General features: G+C 61.9%; 24 protein-coding genes. 17 read left to right on the plus strand and 7 right to left on the minus strand.

The window, feature by feature from the left end; translation table 11 throughout:
• Positions 1–150: 150 nt before the first annotated feature.
• From ACZRMO_RS22880 to ACZRMO_RS22895, 4 genes are all read left to right on the plus strand, one after another.
• Positions 151–504: a CidA/LrgA family protein gene (locus ACZRMO_RS22880; RefSeq protein ID WP_463974270.1), complete on the plus strand. Its 354-nt coding sequence runs from the start codon at positions 151–153 to the stop codon at positions 502–504.
• Positions 501–1,217, plus strand: a complete 717-nt coding sequence (locus ACZRMO_RS22885; RefSeq protein WP_124526362.1) for an LrgB family protein — start codon at positions 501–503, stop codon at positions 1,215–1,217. Before ACZRMO_RS22880 ends, ACZRMO_RS22885 begins: the two co-directional genes overlap by 4 nt.
• 21 nt (positions 1,218–1,238) lie before the next feature.
• On the plus strand, positions 1,239–1,829 hold the full coding sequence (locus tag ACZRMO_RS22890) for an LON peptidase substrate-binding domain-containing protein (RefSeq protein ID WP_207043137.1): 591 nt from the start codon (positions 1,239–1,241) through the stop codon (positions 1,827–1,829).
• 100 nt (positions 1,830–1,929) lie between these two features.
• The gene (locus ACZRMO_RS22895) at positions 1,930–2,145 is read left to right on the plus strand and encodes a hypothetical protein (protein WP_463974286.1); all 216 of its coding nucleotides are present in this window, start codon (positions 1,930–1,932) and stop codon (positions 2,143–2,145) included.
• On the opposite strand, the gene ACZRMO_RS22900 is transcribed toward ACZRMO_RS22895, so the two are convergent.
• Complete coding sequence (locus ACZRMO_RS22900; RefSeq protein WP_463974271.1) at positions 2,139–3,455, minus strand: bifunctional DedA family/phosphatase PAP2 family protein; 1,317 nt, start codon at positions 3,453–3,455, stop codon at positions 2,139–2,141. The genes ACZRMO_RS22895 and ACZRMO_RS22900 overlap by 7 nt on opposite strands.
• A gap of 169 nt (positions 3,456–3,624) precedes the next feature.
• The gene (locus ACZRMO_RS22905; RefSeq protein WP_463974272.1) at positions 3,625–4,308 is read right to left on the minus strand and encodes a DNA-3-methyladenine glycosylase; all 684 of its coding nucleotides are present in this window, start codon (positions 4,306–4,308) and stop codon (positions 3,625–3,627) included.
• A 175-nt stretch (positions 4,309–4,483) separates the two neighbouring features.
• Here ACZRMO_RS22905 and ACZRMO_RS22910 point away from each other — a divergent pair, with 175 nt between their 5' ends.
• The 13 genes from ACZRMO_RS22910 to ACZRMO_RS22970 all read left to right on the plus strand — a co-directional run bounded on the left by ACZRMO_RS22910 (position 4,484) and on the right by ACZRMO_RS22970 (position 16,951).
• Positions 4,484–5,749, plus strand: a complete 1,266-nt coding sequence (locus tag ACZRMO_RS22910) for a glutamate-5-semialdehyde dehydrogenase (RefSeq protein WP_463974273.1) — start codon at positions 4,484–4,486, stop codon at positions 5,747–5,749.
• The gene (gene nadD, locus ACZRMO_RS22915; protein ID WP_122427405.1) at positions 5,749–6,393 is read left to right on the plus strand and encodes a nicotinate-nucleotide adenylyltransferase; all 645 of its coding nucleotides are present in this window, start codon (positions 5,749–5,751) and stop codon (positions 6,391–6,393) included. Before ACZRMO_RS22910 ends, nadD begins: the two co-directional genes overlap by 1 nt.
• Positions 6,394–6,462: 69 nt before the next feature.
• Positions 6,463–6,957, plus strand: a complete 495-nt coding sequence (gene rsfS, locus ACZRMO_RS22920) for a ribosome silencing factor (RefSeq protein ID WP_003176298.1) — start codon at positions 6,463–6,465, stop codon at positions 6,955–6,957.
• Positions 6,958–6,966: 9 nt separating this feature from the next.
• Positions 6,967–7,434, plus strand: coding sequence for a 23S rRNA (pseudouridine(1915)-N(3))-methyltransferase RlmH (gene rlmH / locus ACZRMO_RS22925; RefSeq protein WP_463974274.1), 468 nt, complete (start codon positions 6,967–6,969; stop codon positions 7,432–7,434).
• Positions 7,435–7,449: 15 nt separating this feature from the next.
• Positions 7,450–9,348, plus strand: a complete 1,899-nt coding sequence (gene mrdA, locus ACZRMO_RS22930) for a penicillin-binding protein 2 (RefSeq protein ID WP_463974275.1) — start codon at positions 7,450–7,452, stop codon at positions 9,346–9,348.
• A 31-nt stretch (positions 9,349–9,379) separates the two neighbouring features.
• Positions 9,380–10,483, plus strand: a complete 1,104-nt coding sequence (gene rodA / locus ACZRMO_RS22935) for a rod shape-determining protein RodA (RefSeq protein WP_017735626.1) — start codon at positions 9,380–9,382, stop codon at positions 10,481–10,483.
• Positions 10,484–10,500: 17 nt separating this feature from the next.
• Complete coding sequence (gene mltB, locus ACZRMO_RS22940) at positions 10,501–11,511, plus strand: lytic murein transglycosylase B (protein WP_124526356.1); 1,011 nt, start codon at positions 10,501–10,503, stop codon at positions 11,509–11,511.
• Positions 11,511–12,509, plus strand: a complete 999-nt coding sequence (locus ACZRMO_RS22945; protein WP_124526355.1) for a septal ring lytic transglycosylase RlpA family protein — start codon at positions 11,511–11,513, stop codon at positions 12,507–12,509. The genes mltB and ACZRMO_RS22945 overlap by 1 nt, the downstream gene beginning before the upstream one ends.
• Before the next feature lie 179 nt (positions 12,510–12,688).
• Positions 12,689–13,846 carry a D-alanyl-D-alanine carboxypeptidase family protein gene (locus ACZRMO_RS22950; protein WP_463974276.1) on the plus strand — a complete coding sequence of 386 codons (1,158 nt, stop codon included), beginning with the start codon at positions 12,689–12,691 and terminating at the stop codon, positions 13,844–13,846.
• 85 nt (positions 13,847–13,931) lie between these two features.
• The gene (locus ACZRMO_RS22955; RefSeq protein ID WP_124526353.1) at positions 13,932–14,207 is read left to right on the plus strand and encodes a DUF493 domain-containing protein; all 276 of its coding nucleotides are present in this window, start codon (positions 13,932–13,934) and stop codon (positions 14,205–14,207) included.
• On the plus strand, positions 14,207–14,854 hold the full coding sequence (gene lipB, locus ACZRMO_RS22960) for a lipoyl(octanoyl) transferase LipB (RefSeq protein WP_017735631.1): 648 nt from the start codon (positions 14,207–14,209) through the stop codon (positions 14,852–14,854). Before ACZRMO_RS22955 ends, lipB begins: the two co-directional genes overlap by 1 nt.
• 26 nt (positions 14,855–14,880) lie before the next feature.
• Positions 14,881–15,882 carry a lipoyl synthase gene (gene lipA, locus ACZRMO_RS22965; protein ID WP_017735632.1) on the plus strand — a complete coding sequence of 334 codons (1,002 nt, stop codon included), beginning with the start codon at positions 14,881–14,883 and terminating at the stop codon, positions 15,880–15,882.
• 151 nt (positions 15,883–16,033) lie between these two features.
• On the plus strand, positions 16,034–16,951 hold the full coding sequence (locus tag ACZRMO_RS22970; protein WP_463974277.1) for a S66 peptidase family protein: 918 nt from the start codon (positions 16,034–16,036) through the stop codon (positions 16,949–16,951).
• Positions 16,952–17,059: 108 nt separating this feature from the next.
• Here the strand turns inward: ACZRMO_RS22970 and ACZRMO_RS22975 are convergent, their stop codons facing one another.
• From ACZRMO_RS22975 to leuS, 5 genes are all read right to left on the minus strand, one after another.
• Positions 17,060–18,385 carry a lytic murein transglycosylase gene (locus ACZRMO_RS22975; RefSeq protein WP_463974278.1) on the minus strand — a complete coding sequence of 442 codons (1,326 nt, stop codon included), beginning with the start codon at positions 18,383–18,385 and terminating at the stop codon, positions 17,060–17,062.
• A 61-nt stretch (positions 18,386–18,446) separates the two neighbouring features.
• Positions 18,447–18,611 (minus strand): alternative ribosome rescue factor ArfA, encoded by a 165-nt coding sequence (arfA, locus tag ACZRMO_RS22980; protein ID WP_003176285.1) that lies wholly within the window; start codon positions 18,609–18,611, stop codon positions 18,447–18,449.
• A gap of 229 nt (positions 18,612–18,840) precedes the next feature.
• Positions 18,841–19,878 carry a DNA polymerase III subunit delta gene (gene holA / locus ACZRMO_RS22985; RefSeq protein ID WP_192299028.1) on the minus strand — a complete coding sequence of 346 codons (1,038 nt, stop codon included), beginning with the start codon at positions 19,876–19,878 and terminating at the stop codon, positions 18,841–18,843.
• Between the two features lie 39 nt (positions 19,879–19,917).
• Complete coding sequence (locus ACZRMO_RS22990) at positions 19,918–20,523, minus strand: LPS-assembly lipoprotein LptE (RefSeq protein WP_463974279.1); 606 nt, start codon at positions 20,521–20,523, stop codon at positions 19,918–19,920.
• Between the two features lie 89 nt (positions 20,524–20,612).
• Complete coding sequence (gene leuS / locus ACZRMO_RS22995; protein ID WP_463974280.1) at positions 20,613–23,219, minus strand: leucine--tRNA ligase; 2,607 nt, start codon at positions 23,217–23,219, stop codon at positions 20,613–20,615.
• Positions 23,220–23,398 lie beyond the last annotated feature (179 nt).

Here is a 23,398-nt window from a genome sequence, read left to right on the forward strand (position 1 = left end):
CCTTGGTTCATCGGTTTTTATAGGTGTGCGAAATCCATCTTAGATCATCATGGGCAACAGGCCCGGTCAACCCACCATGCTTTTGGCGAATGCCGAAGCATAGGGCTGGCATGCTTATAATGCGGGCGAGTTTTGACGGGGGGAGAACGGATGCTGTTACGCGGACTGACATGGCTGGTGCTGTTCCAATTGATCGGCACGGCGCTCAACCATTTGCTGCTGCCGGTATTGCCGGGGCCGATTATCGGCTTGCTGCTGATGCTCGGCTTTCTGATCTGGAATGGCGAGGTCGGCGAGCCCCTGAGCCTGGCGGCCAGCAGCCTGTTGCGTTACTTGCCGTTGCTGCTGGTGCCGCCAGCGGTGGGGGTGATGGTGTACGCCAAGGACATCCTGGCAGACTTCTGGGCCATCGTCGGTGCGCTGGTGCTGTCGCTGGTGCTCGCCATGGGGTTTGTCGGTGTGTTGATGCAACGGATGGTCAAGCGCAAGGAGAAGGACCAATGATCTTCGACTGGCACGGCGCGTGGACCGCCGTGATTCATCATCCGTTGTTCGGCATCGGCATCACCCTGGGTGCGTATCAGTTGGTGCTGGCCGGTTTCGAGAAAACCCGCTGGATCTTCCTGCAGCCGGTGCTGGTTTCCATGCTGCTGGTGATTGGCATCTTGCTCACCTGTGGCCTGAGCTACGCCGAGTACCGCAAGAGCACGGAGATCATGGGCATCCTCCTCGGCCCCGCGACCGTTGCATTGGCGGTGCCGCTTTATCTGAACCTGCGGCGCATTCGTCAATTGTTCTGGCCGATTTTTACTACGCTGGTGATAGGTGGGGTGTTGGCCACCGGCCTGTGTGTGCTGCTGGGGTGGTGGTTTGGCGCCGAACACATGATGCTGATGACCATGGCGCCGAAGTCGGTGACGTCGCCGATCGCCATGCTGGTGGCCGAGCAGATCGGCGGCGTGGCAGCGTTGGCGGCCGTGTTTGTGCTGATCACCGGGGTGATCGGCGCGATGATCGGCCCGGCGTACCTGTCGCGCCTCGGCGTGCACAGCCCCGAGGCGCGCGGCATGGCGTTGGGCATGACGGCCCACGCCGTCGGCACTTCGGTGGCGTTGCAGGAAAGCGAAGAGTGCGGCGCCTTTGCGGCGCTGGCCATGAGTCTGATGGGCGTGGCCACGGCTGTGTTTCTGCCGCTGGCTGTGTCGGTGATCGTTTAAACCGGGTTTAAGGAAACCTTTATGAGTCTGGCGCTGTTTCCGCTCAATACCGTGCTGTTCCCTGGCTGCACCCTCGACCTGCAACTGTTCGAGGCGCGCTACCTGGACATGATCAGCCGTTGCATGAAAAAGGGCGAAAGCTTCGGCGTGGTGTGCATCCTCGACGGCAGCGAGGTAGGCATGGCCCCGGATGGCTACGCACTGATCGGTTGTGAGGCGCTGATTCGCGACTTCAAGCAACAGGACAATGGCCTCTTGGGCATTCGCGTCGAAGGCGGGCGCCGTTTCCGTGTGCGTGACGCGGGCGTGCAGAAAGATCATTTGCTGGTGGCCGACGTGCAATGGCTGGAAGAACTGCCGGACCAGGCGCTGGAAGAAGAGGACGCCGACCTGCTGGCGTTGCTCCAGGCCCTGGCCGAGCACCCGATGGTGGCCTCGCTGGACATGGGCACCGAGGCCGACGGCCAGCAAGCCTTGGGCAACCAGTTGGCCTACTTGTTGCCCTTTACCGAGGCCGACAAGATCGACCTGCTGCAACTCGACGATCCGCAGCAGCGGCTGGATGCAATCCAGATGTTGCTCGACGAGTTGCAGGGAGAGTTGTTCAACTGAGGTTCGGATTTGTCTGGCGCGGTTTTCAGATATTCTTTCGTTGTTCTGCGCGCGGCGCCTGAAATAGTTTCCGATCACACAACGATGATCGGGGATGAACATGATTCGACCAACGCAATCGGAGCAAGCGATCTGGGATAGCTTTTTTGTCAGCATCGCCACACAACTGCTTCAGCAGGATGCCAAGCGGGGCCCGGAATACATCGCCGAGCGCGCCGCAGACATCGCCGACGAGATGCTTCTTGAGCGACGCGAACGTTGCGTTGAGCGTCGAACGGCGCCCGTCGACTGGGTCGGGCCCGCCAAGGGTCAGTAAGCGTACCTGAGCAACGCATGGGACGTACCGGTCAAGGCAATGAAACCCAGTACTGCTACCACTGCCGGTAACAACAGCCACCAGGTTTTTGCCGGCATGGGCGGCAGTGGGCTGCGGTATTGGCTGAGCGTCAGGCTGAACGCGCAAACCGCCATTGCCAGCAGGGTGCCCGCCAGGATGTCGGTCGGCCAGTGCGCCCCCAGATAGACCCGCGACAAGGCAATGAACGCCGCTGGAATGCAGCCCAATAGCAGCCAGGTCATGCGCAGTCGTGTCGGCTGCCCCAGGCCGGCCAGCACGGCTAGCGCCAGGAAAAACGCGAAAGAGCCGGATGCATGCCCGCTGGGCATGCTGAAACTGGTCAGCGGGTCTGTAAGGATTTCCGGGCGGCCACGGGCGAAAAACAGCTTGGTACCGGTGTTGATCACGGCGGCGCCGGCCAGCGTCGCGCCGACAAACACAGCCTGGCGCCATTGCCGCGCAAGTAACAGCAGGCCAGTGAACACGGCGCTGGCGACGAACATCTTCTTGAATTCGCCCAATTGGGTGATGCGCACCATCACTTCATCCAGCCACGGGCTGCGATGTTCTTGCACCAGGGCGATCAGGCCATGGTCGAAGTTATCCAGATGGTGAAAGCCGATAAACAGTGCGATCAACAATGTCAGGCTGGCGCAACCTATCCACAGGGTGGCGCGGCGATGGCCGCGCAGGCTGCTGTTCAAACTCAAGCCCAGCAACACGGCGATGGCGGCGGTGACAACCCCCGCCTCCGGCCAGAAACCCTCCGGCAACGGCAGGCGGAACGCAGCGCCGGTCGCCCAGCCGGGCAGCAGATAGGCCACCGACCAGCCCGCGCCTGCCAGAAGGCTCACGGCGACGAAGCGTGGGAGCGGCATGTCGCACATGCCGGCGACCATCGGCAGCATGGGGCGCAAGGGGCCGATGAAACGTCCGACCAGCAGGCTGGCAATGCCGTACTTGTGGAAGTAGGTCTCGGCGCCGTTCATCCATTCTGGATGATGACGCAGGCCGGGCAGGCGGCGGATGTTCTGGTGGAAGTGTCGGCCGAGGAAGTAGGAAATGCCATCGCCGAGCAAACCGCCGAGAAAACCCAGCAACAGGGTTTCGCTCAACGACAGCGCGCCGCTGCCCGCCAGTGCGGCGATCGCAAACAGCAACACCGTGCCAGGCACGATCAGCCCGGCGATGGCCAGGCATTCCACGCACGCGACGATAAACACCGCCACCGCGAGCCATTCGGGGTTGAGGGTCAGCCAGCCGGTAATGCTATCGAGCCATTGGCCCATACAAATCCACTCCATCTATGCAATACAGAACCTGAAACAGTGAGATCAATTGTGGGAGCTGGCTTGCCTGCGATGGCGGCCTATCAGTCAACCTCTCATTGGCTGAACCACCGCTATCGCAGGCAAGCCAGCTCCCACAGGGAATCTGCCGTGTTGCAGGTCTCAATGTTCAAATCAAAAAATAGTCGCGGCCTTCGACCTGGCCCCGGCGCAGCGGGTTCCGTGTGCAATAAGGCGCGTAGCCAGCATCGACGAAGCGATACATCAAGTGTTCATCCCGACCGCTGGGAATGCCCAGGCGAGTGGTCTGGATGATGGGTGTTGGCACCTGGCCTACGTCTTCAACAAAGAACCGCTGAGGGTCAAAGCGCTTGGCATCCCACATCGGCACCTTCAACCCCAGGGCCTTGCACAGCAGGGTCTGGCCAGCGCAGAGCTTTTGCGAAGGGCGAGGGTGGCCGTTGGCATCCGGGTTGTTCAGCAGCATCTGCGCCAGGCTGGCCGGGCCGGACAGTTCATCGACCCACGGGTAGGCCGATTTGATCAGTACGGCATTGCCCGGCCCCTGGGCGCTGAAGTTCAGCGAGTCACCGCCTCGGGCGTAGTACATGTAGATGTGCCCACCGTCCAGAAACAAAGCCTTACGCTTTTCTGTGTAGCCGAGTGAAGCGTGGCTGCCTTTTTCCGCCACGTAATAGGCTTCGGTTTCGATAATTCGCGCCGAAAGCCAGATCTCCCCGACGCGATGGCGTATGACTTTTCCGAGCAATTCTCGCGCAAGAATCTGTGCGTCGCGGTCGAAGAAGCCGTCGGGCAGGGCGCTGGCGGGGTGTTGGGGCGAAACGCTGGGCATGGTGGCCTGGGGTTAATACGGCTAAATGTGACCGAATAATAACAACTCCCACCTTAATTACTGCTGAACCCCAGGTTTTTACAGTTCATTTCGACCATCCGCCCCTCACCGCTGTCAGTCGAGCGGCGTCACAGCTATAATCTGCCGCTTTCCTCCCTGCCAAGACTCCCTGACCATGACTGAGTCCGTTCTTGACTACATGACCCGCCTGGGTCGCGCTGCCCGTCAGGCCTCGCGGTTGATCGCCCGTGCGAGCACTGCGCAGAAGAATCGCGCCCTGCTGGCGGCCGCCGACGCTCTGGATGCCTCGCGCTCCGAGCTCACCGCCGCCAACGAACTGGACCTGGCCAACGGCCGCGCCAATGGCCTGGAGCCTGCGCTGCTGGACCGCCTGGCGCTGACCCCGGCACGTATCGACGACATGATCGAAGGCCTGCGTCAGGTGGCCAAGCTGCCTGACCCCATCGGTGAAATTCGCGATATGCGCTACCTGCCGTCCGGCATCCAGGTCGGCAAGATGCGCGTGCCCCTGGGCGTGATCGGCATCATCTATGAGTCGCGTCCGAACGTGACCATCGACGCTGCGAGCCTGTGCCTCAAGTCGGGTAACGCCACGATCCTGCGTGGCGGCTCTGAAGCCATTAACTCCAATCGCGCCATTGCGGCCTGCATTCAGCAAGGCCTGGCCGTGGCCGAGTTGCCTGCCGAAGTGGTGCAAGTGGTGGAAACCACCGACCGCGCTGCCGTTGGCGCGCTGATCACCATGCCGGAATTCGTCGACGTGATCGTGCCGCGCGGCGGCAAGAGCCTGATCGAGCGCGTCAGCCGCGATGCCAAGGTGCCGGTGATCAAGCACCTGGACGGCGTGTGCCACGTGTACATCGACATCGCTGCCGACATCGACAAGGCGATCCGCATCGCCGACAACGCCAAGACCCACCGTTACGCGCCGTGCAACACCATGGAAACCCTGCTGGTGCACGTCGGCATTGCCGATCGCGTGCTGCCGCCGCTGGCTGCCATCTACCGTGACAAGGGCGTGGAGCTGCGCGGTTGTGAGCGTACCCGTGCGCTGCTGGGTGCGGACGTGATCGAAGCCACCGAGTTGGACTGGTACACCGAATACACCGCGCCGATCCTGTCGATCAAGCTCGTCGATGACCTGGACGAGGCCATCGAGCACATCAATACCTACGGCTCCAAGCACACCGACGCCATTGTCTCCGAGCATTTCAGCGATGCGCGGCGTTTCCTCAACGAAGTGGACTCCGCTTCGGTGATGATCAACGCCTCGACGCGGTTTGCCGACGGCTTCGAGTACGGCCTGGGGGCGGAGATCGGTATTTCCACCGACAAGCTGCACGCCCGCGGCCCGGTTGGCCTGGAAGGCCTGACCAGCGAGAAGTACGTGGTGTTCGGCGACGGTCATGTGCGCACTTGATGGGTAAACGCATCGGGCTGCTCGGCGGTACCTTCGACCCCGTGCACATCGGCCATTTGCGCAGTGCCCTGGAAGTCGCGGATGCCCTCGCGCTGGATGAACTGCGCGTGATGCCCAACGCCCGGCCGCCCCATCGCGATACGCCGCAAGTGTCGCCACAGCAGCGCCTGGAAATGGTGCGCCTGGCGGTGGAAGGCATCGCACCCCTGGTGGTGGACGACCGCGAACTCAAGCGCGATAAACCGTCCTACACTGTTGACACCCTGGAGCTGATGCGCGCCGAGTTGGCCGCGGATGACCAGTTGTTTCTGCTTTTGGGCTGGGACGCTTTTTGCGGCCTGCCCTCTTGGCATCGCTGGGAGGAACTCCTCCAGCATTGCCACATCCTGGTTTTGCAACGCCCGGATGCCGACAGCGAACCGCCGGATGCCTTGCGCAACCTGCTGGCCGCGCGGTCGGTAAGTGACCCCTTGGCCCTGACCGGGCCGAACGGGAATATTGCATTCGTCTGGCAGACCCCGCTTGCGGTGTCCGCCACCCAGATCCGTCAACTGCTGGCCAGCGGTAAGTCGGTACGTTTCCTGGTGCCTGACGCGGTCCTGGCCTACATCGATGCGCACGGGCTTTACCGTGCGTCGAACTGAAAAGGCGCGCTTGAACGTACGAACATTCGTACAGCGAGCGCCCGAACATACGAGCAAAACGAGTTTTATATGACGAACAAAGACGTAAGCAAAGTTAAGCGCAAAGGCACCTTCAAAAGCGCGCCGCTGCCAGTTGAAGCCCACGTTGGCCCAGAACTGGCTGGCGAAGAGCTGGTAAAAGTCGCCGTGGCGGCCCTGGAAGACGTCAAGGCCCAGGACATCCAGGTGCTGGACGTGCGTGACAAGCAAAGCATCACCGACTTCATGATCATCGCTACCGGTACCTCGAACCGTCAGATCGGCGCGATGCTGGATAAAGTCCGCGAAGCCGTCAAAGCCCAAGGCGTGAAGCCGCTGGGTGAAGAAGGCAAGGGCGACAGCGACTGGGTGCTGCTGGACATGGACGACGTGATCGTTCACATGATGACCTCCAACGCCCGTCAGTTCTACGACCTGGAGCGTCTGTGGAAAGGCGCCGAGCAGAGCCGTGCCGCCGATGGCAAGCACCACAGCCCGGAAGTGGGCCACGCGCACTTCGACAAGCTCAACAAAGACCAGGAATAAGGAACGGCTGTGCGCCTGCGTCTGATTGCTGTCGGTTCACGCATGCCCAAGTGGGTGGAAGAAGGCTGGCACGAGTATGCCAAGCGTCTGCCCGCTGAGCTGTCGCTGGAACTGGTAGAGATACCGCTCAACACCCGGGGCAAGAATGCCGACGTGGCACGCTTTATCCGTCAGGAAGGCGAAGCCATGTTGGCCAAGGTCGGCCCCAACGAGCGCATCGTCACCCTGGAAGTGCACGGCAAACCCTGGAGCACCGAGCAGTTGGCGGTGGAACTGGATCGCTGGCGCCTGGATTCGCGCACGGTCAACTTCATGGTCGGCGGCCCCGAAGGGCTGGCGCAGGAAGTCTGTGCGCGGGCGGACCAGCGCTGGTCGCTGTCGGCGCTCACGTTGCCGCACCCGTTGGTAAGGATTCTGATCGGTGAACAGCTGTATCGCGCCTGGACAGTTCTGTCCGGGCACCCTTACCACAAATAGTCTGCGCCCCTCCCGATGACCCAGCCGATCCGCATCAAGGACCACGAGAAAGACGCACGTCTGGTACGCGCGCGGGTCGTGTTCGGCGCTTTTCTGGTGGTGGGGCTGATTGGGGTGTTGATCGCCCGTCTGTATTTCCTGCAGGTGATCCAGTACGACTATCACTCCACATTGTCGGAAAACAACCGGGTGCATGTGCAGCCGATTCCGCCGACCCGTGGCCTGATTTTCGACCGCAATGGCGTGGTGGTTGCGGACAACCGGCCCAGCTTCAGCCTGAGCATGACCCGTGAACGCTCCGGCGACTGGCAGCAGGTCCTCGATGTGATCGTCGAGGTGTTGCAGCTGACCCCGGAAGATCGGGTGATCTTCGAAAAGCGCATGAAGCAGGGGCGCCGGCCATTCGAGCCGGTGCCGATTCTGTTTGAGCTGACGGAAGAGCAGATCGCGCGGATCGCGGTGAACCAGTTCCGTTTGCCGGGTGTGGAAGTGGTGGCGCAGTTGGTGCGGCATTACCCGCAAGGGCCGCACTTTGCTCACTCTGTAGGCTATATGGGGCGGATCAACGAGAAAGAGCTGAAGACCCTTGATCCGGTGAACTACAGCGGCACCCACCATATTGGCAAGACCGGTGTAGAGCGTTTCTACGAGCCCGAGTTGCACGGCCAGGTGGGTTACGAAGAAGTCGAGACCAACGCCCGTGGCCGTGTGCTGCGGGTGCTCAAGCGCACCGACCCGGTGCCGGGCAAGGACATCGTGCTGAGCCTGGACATCAAGCTGCAGGAAGCTGCCGAGATGGCCTTGGGCGGGCGGCGTGGCGCCGTCGTGGCACTGGACCCGAGCACGGGCGAAGTGCTGGCGATGGTCAGCCAGCCGAGTTTCGACCCTAACCTGTTCGTCACCGGCATCAGCTTCAAGGCCTACGCCGAGTTGCGCGATTCCATCGACCGGCCGCTGTTCAACCGCGTGCTGCGCGGCTTGTATCCGCCGGGTTCGACGATCAAGCCAGCGGTGGCGATTGCCGGCCTGGACGCAGGCGTCGTCACGGCCTCCAGCCGGGTGTATGACCCGGGCTACTACATGCTGCCCAACTACGATCACAAATACCGTAACTGGAACCGCTCCGGTGACGGTTATGTCGATTTGGACACCGCGATCATGCGCTCCAACGACACCTATTTTTACGACCTGGCCCACAAGCTGGGGATCGACCGCTTGTCTGCCTACATGGGCAAGTTCGGCCTCGGTCAGAAAGTCTCCCTCGACATGTTCGAAGAATCCCCAGGCCTGATGCCGTCGCGGGAATGGAAGCGCGCGACCCGTCGCCAGGCGTGGTTCCCGGGTGAAACCCTGATCCTCGGGATCGGCCAGGGCTACATGCAGGCCACGCCGCTGCAACTGGCCCAGGCCACGGCGCTGGTGGCGAACAAGGGCATCTGGAACCGTCCGCACCTGGCCAAGACCATCGAAGGCGAGAAGCCGGTGGACGACAACCCGATACCCGACATTGTGCTGCGCGACCCGTCGGACTGGACCAAGGTCAATCACGGCATGCAGCAAGTGATGCACGGCGCCCGTGGCACCGCGCGCAAGGCGGCGATTGGCGCGCAGTACCGCATTGCCGGCAAGAGCGGTACCGCCCAGGTGGTGGCGATCAAGCAGGGCGAGAAGTACGACCGCACCAAGGTTCAGGAACGCCACCGTGACCACGCCTTGTTTGTCGGCTTTGCGCCGGCCGACGACCCGAAAATCGTGGTGGCGGTGATGGTCGAGAACGGCGAGTCCGGCTCCGGCGTCGCGGCCCCGGTGGTGCGCCAGATCATGGACGCCTGGCTGTTGGCCGACGACGGCAGGCTCAAGCCCGAATATGGCGGCCCCCCTTCAAGCACCGAGGTTACGGCCAGTGAAGAGTAATTTTGACCGCATCCTCTCCAGCGAGGATGTGATGCGTCGCCGTGCGACGTTGCTGCAACGCATGCACATCGACGGTCCGTTGCTGATCCTGCTGCTGACCCTGGCGGCCGGCAGCCTGTTCGTCCTCTATTCGGCCAGCGGCAAGAACTGGGACCTGCTGATCAAGCAGGCCTCGTCGTTTGGCCTGGGCCTGTTGTCGATGGTGGTGATCGCCCAGTTGGAGCCGCGTTTCATGGCGCGCTGGGTGCCCCTCGGTTACGTCGCCGGCGTGTTGTTGCTGGTGGTGGTGGACGTGATGGGTCACAACGCCATGGGCGCGACCCGCTGGATCAACATTCCGGGGGTGATCCGCTTCCAGCCGTCGGAATTCATGAAGATCCTGATGCCGGCGACCATCGCCTGGTACCTGTCCAAGCGCACCTTGCCGCCACAGCTCAAGCATGTGGGCGTGAGCCTGATCCTGATCGGCATACCGTTCATCCTGATCGTGCGCCAGCCGGACCTTGGCACCTCGTTGCTGATCCTCGCGGGCGGCGCGTTCGTGCTGTTCATGGGCGGCTTGCGCTGGCGCTGGATCCTCAGCGTGCTCGCCGCCGCCGTGCCGGTGGCCGTGGCCATGTGGTTCTTCTTTATGCACGACTACCAGAAGCAGCGGATCCTCACGTTCCTCGACCCGGAAAGCGACCCGCTGGGCACCGGCTGGAACATCATCCAGTCGAAAGCCGCCATCGGTTCCGGCGGCGTATTTGGCAAGGGCTGGCTGCTGGGCACCCAGTCGCACCTGGACTTCCTGCCGGAGAGCCACACCGACTTCATTATTGCGGTGATGGGCGAAGAGTTCGGCCTGGTGGGCATTTGCGCGCTGTTGCTGATCTATCTGTTGTTGATTGGTCGCGGGCTGGTGATCACCGCCCAGGCGCAGACGCTGTTCGGCAAATTGCTCGCCGGCGCCCTGACCATGACTTTTTTTGTTTACGTTTTCGTCAACATCGGTATGGTCAGTGGCCTGCTGCCGGTGGTTGGGGTGCCGTTGCCATTCATTAGCTACGGCGGAACTTCGCTGGTGACATTGCTGTCAGCGTTTGGGGTTTTGATGTCGATTCATACGCATCGCAAATGGATCGCACAGGTTTGAATAAGGTGAAGATGTCAATGCAAGTAATGCGCGGCTGGGCGACTCGGCACGCGTCCTGGATGGGCCTGATTGGCCTGCTGGGCGCAACGCAAGAGGCGCAGGCCGGTGACTACGATGGTTCACCCCAGGTCGCCGAATTTGTCGGTGAAATGACCCGCGACTACGGTTTCGCCGGTGAACAGCTGATGGGCGTGTTTCGCGAGGCGCAGAAAAAGCAGGCGATCCTCGACGCCATCTCCCGCCCGGCTGAACGGGTGAAGCAATGGAAGGAATATCGCCCGATGTTCCTCACCGACGCCCGCGTAGCGCGGGGTGTGGATTTCTGGCGCCAGCACGAGGCGGTACTGGCCCGCGCCGAGCAGGAATACGGGGTGCCGGCCCAGGTGATCGTCGCCATCATTGGCATTGAAACCTTTTACGGGCGCAACACCGGCAGTTACCGGGTGATCGACGCCTTGTCGACCCTGGGTTTCGATTACCCGCCGCGCGCCGAGTTCTTCCGCAAGGAGCTGCGCGAATTCCTCTTGCTCGCCCGCGAAGAGCAGGTCGATCCCTTGACCCTCAAGGGCTCCTACGCAGGTGCGATGGGCTTGCCGCAGTTCATGCCAAGCAGCTTCCGCGCCTATGCGGTGGACTTTGACGGCGACGGCCATATCAATATCTGGAGCAATCCCGACGACGCTATCGGCAGTGTCGCCAGCTACTTCAAGCGCCACGGCTGGGTTGCGGGCGAACCGGTGGTGATCCGCGCCGATGTGGCCGGGGATCGCGCCGATGAAGGCCTCACCCAGGGCATCGAACCGGTCAAGACGGTCGGGGAGTTGCGGGCGTTGGGGTGGTCGAGTCAGAATGCGCCACGCGATGACATGCCGGTGACGGCGTTCCGTCTCGAAGGCGAAAACGGCCCTGAATACTGGATGGGCCTGAAGAATTTCTACGCAATCACGCGTTATAACCGCAGTGTGATGTACGCCATGGCCGTACATCAGCTGTCAGACATGCTGGTCCAAGCACGGGGCAACAAGTAATGCGGGTATCGCCGATCAAAAAACCGCTCAAGCTGGTGGCGTTTGCCGCGTTGTCCTTGTTGGTAGTCAGTTGCTCCACCAGCCGTGGTCCGGCGCAGAAGTCCGGGGGGGCGGTAGTCCGTTCCCAGCCGGGCCTGGACATCAACCGCGCGCACAAAGATGGCGCGCCGTGGTGGGATGTCGATGTGTCGAAGATCCCGGATGCCACGCCAACCCTGCACACCGGGCCGTACAAGGCCAACCCGTACACCGTGCTGGGCAAGAGCTACTTCCCGCTGCAAGAGTCCAAGACCTACGTGCAATCGGGCACGGCGTCCTGGTACGGCACCAAGTTCCACGGCCAGAACACCGCCAACGGCGAAGTGTATGACCTGTACGGCATGAGCGCGGCGCACAAGACGCTGCCGCTGCCCAGCTACGTACGGGTGACCAACCTGGACAACAACCGCACGGTGATCCTGCGGGTCAATGACCGTGGGCCGTTCTATTCCGATCGCATCATCGACTTGTCCTACGCCGCGGCGAAGAAACTCGGCTATGCCGAAACCGGCACGGCGCGGGTCAAGGTCGAAGGTATCGACCCGGCGCAATACTGGGCCCAGCGCGGCAAGCCGGCACCGTTGATGCTCAACGAGCCGACCAGCCAGCAGCCGCAGGTGAACGCGTCGGCCGGCAAGATCGAACAGTGGACGCCGCCACCGCAACAGCACGCACCGGATACCGTGGTGGTGCCGCGTGCCGCGCCGGGGGCTTCGATGGCGGGCGGGCAATACCTGCAGGTCGGCGCTTTCGCCAACCCGGACGCGGCAGAGCTGTTAAGGTCGAAACTCAGCGGCATGGTCAGCGCGCCAGTCTTTATCAGTTCCATCGTGCGTAACCAGCAGACCCTGCACCGTGTACGCATGGGGCCGATCGGCACGCCGGGTGAAGTCGCACAAGTGCAGAACAGCGTGCGCATGGCCAACCTGGGGCAACCCAGCGTGGTCACCGCTGAATAACAAAAGATTTAAGGTTCCGGCACGAATGTGGGCTTGAACCCTGGTTGTTGGCTCGTTGAACAATAAAACCCAGGGGCAAGGGGTGAGCGGGCAACCGAACACGCGACAGTCTGGCAACGGCCTGTCTGAATAAGTTTTGCCCGCGAGGGCAAGTTTCCATAAGCAATTTCGAGAGACGGATGAACATCACCTCCTTAGCCAAACGCACGTGCCTGCTCCTTTCGCTGATCATCACCCCGGCCGCCTGGGCGGTTGAAATGGTGCCGGCTTCCCCGCAACTGGCCGCCAAGGCCTGGGTCCTCATGGATGCCGCCAGCGGCAACGTGCTGGTCGAGAGCAATGGTGACCAGCGTCTGCCTCCAGCCAGCCTGACCAAGCTGATGACCGCCTACATCGCGACCCTGGAAATCCGTCGCGGCCAGATCGGCGAAAACGACCCGGTGACCGTCAGCGAAAACGCCTGGCGCACCGGCGGTTCGCGGATGTTCATCAAGGTCGGTTCGCAAGTGACCGTGAGCGACCTGCTGCACGGCATCATCATCCAGTCCGGCAACGACGCCAGCGTGGCCCTGGCCGAGCACATCGCCGGCAGCGAAGACGCCTTCGCCGACATGATGAACAAAACCGTGGCTGACCTGGGCATGACCAACAGCCACTTCATGAACCCGACCGGCCTGCCAAACCCTGAGCACTATTCGTCGGCTCACGACATGGCGATCCTGGCGCGCGCGATCATCCGTGTCGACCCGGTGCACTACGCGATCTACTCCCAGAAAGAATTCTTCTGGAACAACATCAAGCAGCCTAACCGCAACCTGCTGCTGTGGCGTGACAAGACCGTCGATGGCCTGAAAACCGGCCACACCGACGAAGCTGGCTACTGCATGGTGTCGTCCGCCGTACGTGACGGCCAACGCCTGATCGCCGTGGTCTTCGGCACCAACAGCGAGCAGGCCCGTGCGGCCGAGACGCAAAAACTGCTGACCTACGGTTTCCGCTTCTTCGAAACCCAGACCTTCTACCAGAAGGGTGCTGAGCTGGCGACCGCGCCGGTGTGGAAAGGCGCGACTTCCCAAGTCAAGGCCGGCCTGGCTGAAGACCTGACCCTGACCATGCCTAAAGGCCAGCTGAAAAAGCTCGCTGCCAGCATGACCATGAACCCGCAACTGATTGCGCCAATCGCCAAGGGTGACGTGATCGGCAAGGTCGAAGTGAAGCTGGACGACAAGGTGGTGCACAGCGCCGACCTGATCGCGCTGGACGCCGTCGACGAAGGTGGTATCTTCCGCCGCGTGTGGGATAGCATCCGTCTATTCTTCTACAGCTTGTTCAACTGATAAGTGTGCACCTGCAAAGCCCCGCGTTGATCCGACGCGGGGCTTTGCCCGTCGCCACGGCTTACGCTTACGAGGCCGTTACGCCATGACCGATACCGAAGTAAAGGCGCCAAAGATCGAATTCCCAGTGACGGATTATCCCGTCAAAGTGATCAGCGATACCGGCGTGGGCAACAAAGACACCATCATCGCAATCGTGCGCAAACACGCGACGATCAACGACAACCGAGTGGACGAGCGTTCGAGCACCAACGGTAAATACACTACGATCCAGTTGCACATCGTTGCGACCGGTCAAGACCAGCTCTACGACATCAACAGCGAACTGCGGGCCACCGGCTTCGTGCACATGGTGCTGTGATGTCAGGCGTCCTGGGCTTTCGCGAGCTCGGCCAGATGGCCTACGAGCCGGTCTGGCATGCCATGCAGCGGTTCACCAACGAGCGCGGTACCTCGGCCCCGGACGAGATCTGGCTGGTGGAGCACCCGCCGGTGTTCACCCAGGGCCAGGCCGGCAAGGCTGAGCATCTGCTGTTGCCGGGGGATATTCCGGTGGTGCAGGTCGACCGAGGTGGCCAAGTGACTTACCATGGCCCAGGACAACTTGTCGCATACCTATTGTTGGATGTGCGCAAGCTGGGTTTTGGCGTACGCGACCTGGTCAGCCGCATGGAGACATGCCTGATCGAGCTGCTGGCCAGCTACGGCGTGACCGCCGCGGCCAAGCCCGATGCACCTGGCGTGTACGTGGATGGCGCGAAAATCGCCTCCCTGGGGCTGCGCATTCGCCACGGTTGTTCCTTTCACGGCCTGGCCCTGAACGTAGACATGGACCTGGCGCCGTTTCGTCGGATCAACCCGTGCGGCTATGCCGGGCTGGCGATGACCCAACTGAGCGACCACGCCACACCGATTAAATTTGCCGAGGTTAGTGCCCGGCTGCGTGCGCAGCTCGTCAAACACCTCGACTATGCTGAGCAGACGACCCTTACGGGCGGAATCGACTGATTATGACTACTGATGCAGTGCAAACCATGATCCCGACGGTGGACGTTACCGATCGTCCGGCCCCGGCCCCGCGTGCCAAGGTGGAAGCCGGCGTCAAGCTGCGCGGCGCCGAGAAGGTTGCACGCATCCCGGTGAAGATCATTCCGACCACCGAACTGCCGAAGAAACCCGACTGGATCCGCGTGCGTATCCCGGTTTCGCCGGAAGTCGACCGTATCAAGGCCCTGCTGCGCAAGCACAAGCTGCACAGCGTGTGCGAAGAAGCCTCCTGCCCGAACCTGGGCGAGTGCTTCTCCGGCGGCACCGCCACCTTCATGATCATGGGTGACATCTGCACCCGTCGTTGCCCGTTCTGCGACGTGGGCCACGGCCGGCCGAAGCCACTGGACGTCAACGAGCCGGAAAGCCTGGCCATCGCCATCGCCGACCTGCGCCTCAAGTACGTGGTGATCACCTCGGTAGACCGCGACGACCTGCGTGACGGCGGTGCCCAGCACTTTGCCGACTGCATCCGCGAGATCCGCAAGCTGTCGCCGAACGTGATGCTCGAAACCCTGGTGCCGGACTACCGTGGCCGCATGGACGTCGCCCTGGAAATCACCGCCGCCGAGCCGCCGGATGTGTTCAACCACAACCTGGAAACCGTTCCGCGCCTGTACAAGGCCGCGCGTCCGGGTTCGGACTACCAGTGGTCGCTGACCCTGCTGCAGAAATTCAAGCAGATGATGCCGCACATCCCGACCAAATCCGGCCTGATGCTGGGCCTGGGCGAGACCGACGAAGAAGTCATCGAAGTCATGAAGCGCATGCGCGAACACGACATCGACATGCTGACCCTGGGCCAGTACCTGCAACCGTCCCGCAGCCACTTGCCGGTGCAGCGTTTTGTGCACCCGGACACCTTCGCCTGGTTCGCCGAGGAAGGTTACAAGATGGGCTTCAAGAACGTCGCGTCGGGCCCATTGGTACGTTCGTCGTACCACGCTGACGAACAGGCCAAGCTGGTCAAGGCGAGCCTGGTTTCCTGATATAGATTTACGCAACGCCGCAAATCCAATGTGGGAGCGGGCTTGCTCGCGAAAGCGGTGGTTCAGTCACCTGATTTATTGACTGACACTGCGCTTTCGCGAGCAAGCCCGCTCCCACATTTCGTTATGCATTAGTCAGGGAGAATTGTGGATGAGCATTGCCGTACCTGCCTTGCGATCAGAAGGCACCATCGCCCTGATCGCCCCTGCCGGCCCGGCCACTCTGGACGTCGAAAAAGCCGGCCAGTGGATGCGTTCCCGTGGCTATGAGCTGCGCATCTTCCCCGGTGTTTACGAGCGCGACGGCTATCTCGCCGGCAGCGATAAAACCCGCCTCGACGACCTCCACGCCGCCTTCGCCAACCCTGATATCGACGCCATCTTCTGCCTGCGCGGCGGCTACGGCACGCCACGCCTGCTCGATCGCCTGGATTTCGACCTGCTACGGCACAACCCCAAGCCGTTCGTCGGCTATAGCGACATCACCGCTCTGCATCTTGCGATTAGCCGCTACGCCGGTTTTGTGACCTTCCACGGGCCGATGCTCAACGCCGACCTGTTGGGCGACAAGCAACCACCGACCGAGTCTTCCCTGCTCAGCATGCTGCGCGGCGATCTCGGCGCCGGCAGCGTGCTGGCGCACCCGGTGGCCTACCCGTTGACCACAATTGCGCCAGGCATCGCCTGTGGGCGCTTGCTGGGGGGCAACCTGTCGATGATTGCGGCAGTGATGGGCACGCCCTTTGAAATCGACGCCGAAGGCATCATCCTGTTGATCGAAGACGTCAACGAGCCGATCTACCGCATCGACCGCTTGCTCACGCATCTGCGCCTGGCGGGCAAGCTGGCCCAGGTTGCCGGCGTTTTGGTGGGGGATGTTGCAGGGGTGGACCCGGCGGCGTTGGAGCGTTTGCTCAAGCAGACCTTCGAGCCGTTGTGCATTCCGGTGCTGGCTGGGTGGCGCAGTGGGCATTGCGACCCGAACCTGACACTGCCGATGGGCGCGTTGGTGCGGTTGGATGCGGGGGAGCAGCGGTTGGTGTTGGAGCAGGATGTGGTCTTTAAATAATTGTTGCTGGTGATGGCGTCATCGCAGGCAAGCCAGCTCCCACATTTGGAATGCATTCCCCTGTGGGAGCTGGCTTGCCTGCGATAGCGGTAGTGGCCATAAGCAGATCTAGCGGTTTTGCAACGACTCCAGCAACTTCACCGTCGGATACCCATCCGCCGGCCAACCCAACGACTGCTGCGCCGCCCGAATCGCCTTGCGCGTATTGGCGCCGATAATCCCGTCCGGGTTGCCGGCCTCATAGCCCTTGGCGTTCAGCACGGTCTGCAAGTCGATGCGCTGGGAACGACTCAGCGGCAGTTCATCCTTCGGCCAATCGCCACGAATCACACCACCGCCGCCAAATCGCTCCGATAGCAGGCCGACCGCCAGCGCGTAGGACGACGAGTTGTTGTACTTGAGGATCGCGCGGAAGTTATCCAGCACCAGGAATGCCGGCCCACGATAACCCGCAGGTAGCAGCAGGGCAGCGGATAGCTGGTCTACGTTCGGCGGCATGCTCGCGCCGGGTGGCAGTTGGATGCCCAGTTTCAGCCAGTCGGCGACGGTCTTGCGGACACCGCCGTCGGCCAAGGCGTAATCGAAGCCTGCCGGCAGTCGATCGACCTCAAACCCCCACGGTTGGCCTTTCTGCCAGCCGGAGCTTTGCAGGTAGTGCGCGGTGGAGGCGAGGGCGTCGGCCGGGCTGTTCCAGATATCGCGGCGACCGTCGCCATCGAAGTCCACGGCGTGGGTGTTGTAGGTGGTCGGGATGAACTGGGTCTGGCCCATGGCGCCGGCCCAGGAGCCTTTCATCTGGTCGGCCTGGATATCGCCATGCTGGATGATTTGCAGCGCCGCCAGCAATTGCGCCTGGGCAAACGCCGGGCGACGGCCTTCGTAGGCCAGGGTCGCCAGGGAGCGGATCACCGAGTTGTTGCCCTGGAACTGGCCGAAGTTGCTTTCCATGCCCCACACCGAGACCAAGGCCTGGCGATCCACGCCATAACGTTCCTCGATGCGTTGCAGGATGTCGGCGTACTTGATCAGCAGCGCCTGGCCATTGCGCACACGCAGCGGCGACAGGGCGCCGTTGAGGTATTCCCACACCGGCCGGGAAAATTCCGGCTGGCTGCGGTCGGCGCGGATAACGGCCATGTCTGGCGTGACGTTGGCAAAGGCATTGTCAAAAACGGCGGGGGTGATCCCGGCTTTCATGGCTTGTTCGCGAAACCCGGCCTGCCATTCGGCGAAGGTCTGGGTCGGCTGGATATCCAGGTTGTCCACGGCCAGGGGCGCCACGACAGCGGGGGCCACGACTGGAGCGGTCTGGAGTTTGGGCAGGGGTTGAGCGTCGGCGGCGGTAGGTTTCTCCGCACAGGCGACGAGCAGAATGAGGCTGGAGGCAGCGATCAATTGGCGAAGGTGCCAACGACGGGAGAGACAAGAGGGCATGCACAGGTCCAGGGATTACAAATCAGGTGCAGACCTTATCATGCCAAAGGGGCGCTTGCCTTCAGGCAGCCAGAAAGTAAGAAGCCTCCCAGCTATTAGACTGGAAGGCTTCGCGGCGGTAGCTGCCTTTGCCCTTGCCGGCGCGTTCTTGACGGCTGCGGAACAGTGGCTGGGCGATGATGGATTTGGCCTTGTTGGGGCCATGCTTGGATGGCTTTTTGCTCATGGTGTGTACTCTCGTTGGGTGGTTGAAACGGTGCAAATCATCTGCCGAAGTTGTGCGCATGTAAAGCCCTGCGATATGTAGGCGTTTTCACACTATAAAGTGGGCACGGTTAATAATGTGGGAGCTGGCTTGCCTGCGATAGCGGTGGACCAGCTTGCATCTCCGGCACTGATACTCCGCTATCGCAGGCAAGCCAGCTCCCACAGGGGAATGCGGTGACTGGGAGGGATTATTCGGCGGGAAGCGTCAGGCGCTGGCCGGCCATCAACAGCGACAAGCGGCTCAAACTCATCCACGGCGAACCCGCCGCCTGGCCCTTGATCTGTGCATCGATGCGCTGGGCTTCCAGCAACAGTTGCGCCCAGCGTTGCGCCGAGTGCCGTTGCAGGGCTTTGCTCATCAGGGGTTTGCGCTTGTCCCACACCGGTGGCCGGGCCTGGCTGAAGCACTTGTCCAGCGGCGTGCCCTGGCTGTATTGCAGAGCAATATTGGCCAGCACCCGCAGCTCACGGGCCAGGGCCCAGAGAATCACCGGTGGCTCCACGCCTTCGCCGCGCAGGCCTTCGAGCATGCGCAAGGCGTGGGCAGGTTCGCCGTTGAGGATCGCATCCACCAACCCGAAGACGTCAAACCGTGCGCTGTCAGCCACCGCGCCTTGCACGGTTTCGACGGTGATCTGCCCGTCTTCGGCCATCAGCTTGAGCTTCTCGATCTCTTGGGCGGCCGCCAGCAAGTTGCCTTCTACCCGCGCGGCAATCAGCTCCACAGCGTCTTGCGTCGCCGACAGCCCCGACTGGGACAGGCGCTGACGAATCCATTGCGGCAACTGATTGCTGTCCACCGGCCAGATCTGGATGAACTGGGTCTGCGGACCCTCCACCAACGCCTTGCCCCACTTGGTTTTCTGCGCACTGCCGTCGAGCTTGGGCAGGCTGATCAACAGCACCGTGTCTTCGGCCGGGCGTGAGCAGTATTCCATCAAGGCGGCCGCGCCTTTGTCGCCGGGCTTGCCCGAAGGCAAGCGCAGTTCCAACAGGCGTTTCTCGGCGAACAGCGACATGCTCGCCCCAGCTTGCAGCAACGTGCCCCAGTCGAAACTGGCGTCGGCGGCAAACACCTGGCGTTCATCGAAGCCTTGCTGGCGCGCGGCAGTGCGGATGGCGTCGGCAGCTTCCTGGCATAGCAGCGGGTCATCACCGCTGACGATATAGACAGGCGCAAGGCCACCTTGCAGGTGTTTGGCGAGTTGGGCGGGGGCGAGTTTCATAGGCGGGGCGAACGGGGCGCTTGGGGCGCCCCGTCTGGCTTACTCGACTGGGACTTCAACAGGCGATTGTTTCGGCGTGTTGTCTTCGTACTCTTGCGCGGCTTTCAGGGCGTCGGCGTCAGCCTTGGCTTTGTTGTCGGCGGCTTGCTGCAAGGTGTCGAGTTTTTCCGGTGTCAGCATTTGCAGACGCAGCATCACGCGCTGTACCAGTTCGCGACGGATTTCCTTGCGCACCTGAATGGTCTCGGAGTCCGAACCGACCAGGTTGTTGCCGTCGTGGCTGACGATCTTCTGGACGACGATCTTGTCACCCATCAGCGGCAAGCTATCACGGCCACGGACTTCGAAGGTCAGCTCGGTGGCCAGTTCGATGTCGGACGCGCGGCCGGCGCTGGCGTAGCTCAGGTTACGCTGGGTTTCTTTCTCGCTGGCCAGGAACAGCTTGTAGGTCGCGCCGGTATAAACCTTGACGCCGCTGTTTTCCAGAACCTGGCGCAGCTGGGTCACGGTGTCGCCGTAGGCGTCGCGTGCGCTGAGGTCCAGTTCCTTGATCGTCAGGTCATTGGTGCCGGTGCCGCGCAGCTGGAAGCCGCAAGCGCTCAGCAGTACGGCCAGGCCCATCACCAGCAGATTGCGTTTGATCATTGTGTTGCTCCCCTTGAAACCAGGTGGGCCTTATCGAGGCCCTGAAGGTTTTGTTCGGCGCGGGGTTCGAACCCCGTGCCCGATCCGATTTAGCTGGCGACGATATTGACCAGTTTGCCAGGCACGACGATCACTTTGCGGATCGTCAGGCCTTCGGTGAAGCGCAGCACGTTCTCGTTGACGCGTGCTGCGGCTTCGACGTCTTCACGGCTGGCGCTGGCCGGCATGTCGATCTGGCCACGCAGCTTGCCGTTGACCTGGATCACCAGTTGCAGTGTGTCCTGGACCAGGGCGTTGTCATCCTGCTTTGGCCAGGCTGCATCAATGACGGCGCCGTCGTGGCCCAGTCGGTTCCACAGGTCGTGGCTGATGTGCGGTGTGATCGGCGCCAGCAGCAGGGTGACCGTTTCCAGGCCTTCCTGAATCAGTGCGCGGTCCTGTTCGGTCGCTTGCGGGGCTTTTTCCAGCACGTTCATCAGCGTCATCACCTGGGCGATGGCGGTGTTGAACTTGTGGTTCTGGCCCACGTCCTGGCTCGCTTGGCGGATCGCCAGGTGCGTGCTGCGACGAATGACTTTCTGCTCGTCGCTCAGGCCGGCCACGTCCAGTTTGCCCGGCAAGCCCTGGCTGATATGGGCGTGCGCCAGGCGCCAGACGCGCTTGAGGAAGCGGTGCGAGCCTTCGACACCGGAGTCGGACCATTCGGCGCTCATGTCCGGCGGCGAGGCAAACATCATGAACAGGCGGCAGGTGTCGGCGCCGAACTGGTCGATCATCGACTGTGGGTCAACGCCGTTGTTCTTCGACTTGGCCATCTTCTCGGTGCCACCGATTTCCACCGGCAGGCCGTCCGAGATCAGCTTGGCGCTGATGACCTTGGCTTTGCTGTCACGCACCAGTTCGACGTCCGCCGGGTTGAACCAGGTGTAGGCACCGTTGGCTTCACGACGGTAGTAGGTCTCGGCGATCACCATGCCTTGGGTCAGCAGGTTCTTGAACGGCTCATCGGAGCTCACCAGGCCTTCGTCACGCATCAGCTTGTGGAAGAAGCGCGCGTACAGCAGGTGAAGAATGGCGTGTTCGATACCACCGATGTACTGGTCCACCGGCAACCAATGGTCGGCTGCGGATTTCTCTACCAGGCCACCCTCGTAGTGCGGCGAGGCGTAGCGGGCGTAGTACCACGAGGACTCGACGAAGGTGTCCATGGTGTCGGTTTCACGCTTGGCAGGCTGGCCGCATTTAGGGCAGCTGCATTCGTAGAACTCAGGCATGCGCGCCAACGGCGAACCGGCGCCGTCCGGCACCACATCTTCCGGCAGCACGACTGGCAGTTGGTCTTCCGGTACTGGCACGTCACCGCAGGTTTCGCAGTGGATGATCGGGATCGGGCAGCCCCAGTAGCGCTGGCGGCTGATGCCCCAGTCGCGCAGGCGGAACTGGGTGCGCGAGGCGCCCAGGTTCTTCTTGATCAGGGCGACTTCCATGGCGTCGAACGCGCCCTGGAAGTCCAGGCCGTCGAACTCGCCGGAATTGATCAGGGTGCCGTGCTCGCCGTAGGCGTCTTGCCATGGGGCCGGGTTGGTGTCGCCGGAGCTGGTGCGCACCACCGACTTGATCGGCAAGGCGTACTTGGTGGCGAACTCGAAATCACGCTCGTCGTGGGCCGGCACAGCCATTACTGCGCCATCGCCGTAGTGCATCAGCACGTAGTTGGCGACCCACACCGGCAGTTTTTCGCCAGTCAGTGGGTGCTCGACGAACAGCCCGGTCGGCAGGCCTTTTTTCTCTTGGGTAGCGACGTCGGCTTCGGCCACGCTGCCGCCTTTGCATTCGGCGATGAACGCCTGCAGCTCAGGGTTGTTCTGTGCCGCCTGGGTGGCCAGCGGGTGTTCGGCGGCCACGGCGACGTAGGTCGCGCCCATCAACGTGTCTGGACGGGTGGTGAAGACTTTCAGTGCGCCAGCAACGCCGATCGAGTCGACGTTGTACGGGAATTGCACTTCCATGCCCTTGGACTTGCCGATCCAGTTGCGCTGCATGGTCTTGACCTGTTCAGGCCAGCCCGGCAGATCGTCGAGGCTCGACAGCAGTTCATCCGCGTAGGCGGTGATCTTGAAGTAGTACATCGGGATTTCGCGCTTTTCGATCAGCGCGCCGGAACGCCAGCCACGACCGTCGATCACCTGTTCGTTGGCGAGTACGGTCTGGTCGATCGGGTCCCAGTTAACGGTGCCGCTCTTTTTGTAGATCACACCTTTTTCGAACAGGCGAGTGAACAGCCATTGTTCCCAGCGGTAGTAATCCGGCTTGCAGGTGGTCACTTCGCGGGACCAATCCACCGCCAGGCCCAGGCTGCGCAGCTGGGTCTTCATGTAGGCGATGTTTTCGTAGGTCCACTTGGCGGGGGCCACGTTGTTTTTCATCGCGGCGTTTTCCGCCGGCATGCCGAAGGCGTCCCAACCCATGGGTTGCAGGACGTTCTTGCCGAGCATGCGCTGGTAGCGCGAGATTACGTCGCCGATGGTGTAGTTGCGCACGTGCCCCATGTGTAGCTTGCCGCTGGGGTAAGGGAACATCGATAGGCAGTAGTAAGTCTCCTTGCCTGGCTGTTCACTGACTTCAAAGGACTTTTGCTCGTCCCAGAAGGTTTGGGCGGCATTTTCGATTTCACGGGGCTGATATTGTTCGTGCATGGCTACTTTTGAACTGAATAGGGGTGGCCTAATCCTCTTCGGTGCAACGTTCAGGATGATCGACACCAAAAAGCGGCGCGTCCGTGCCCAAACCCTGCGGGAAGTGGAGTTACAGGAAGCGCCGTAGCATACATGACCCCACTCTATCGAGGGAAACCCTGATTGCGCAGCCAGGGCCG

Source organism: Pseudomonas sp. B611, assembly GCF_055407965.1.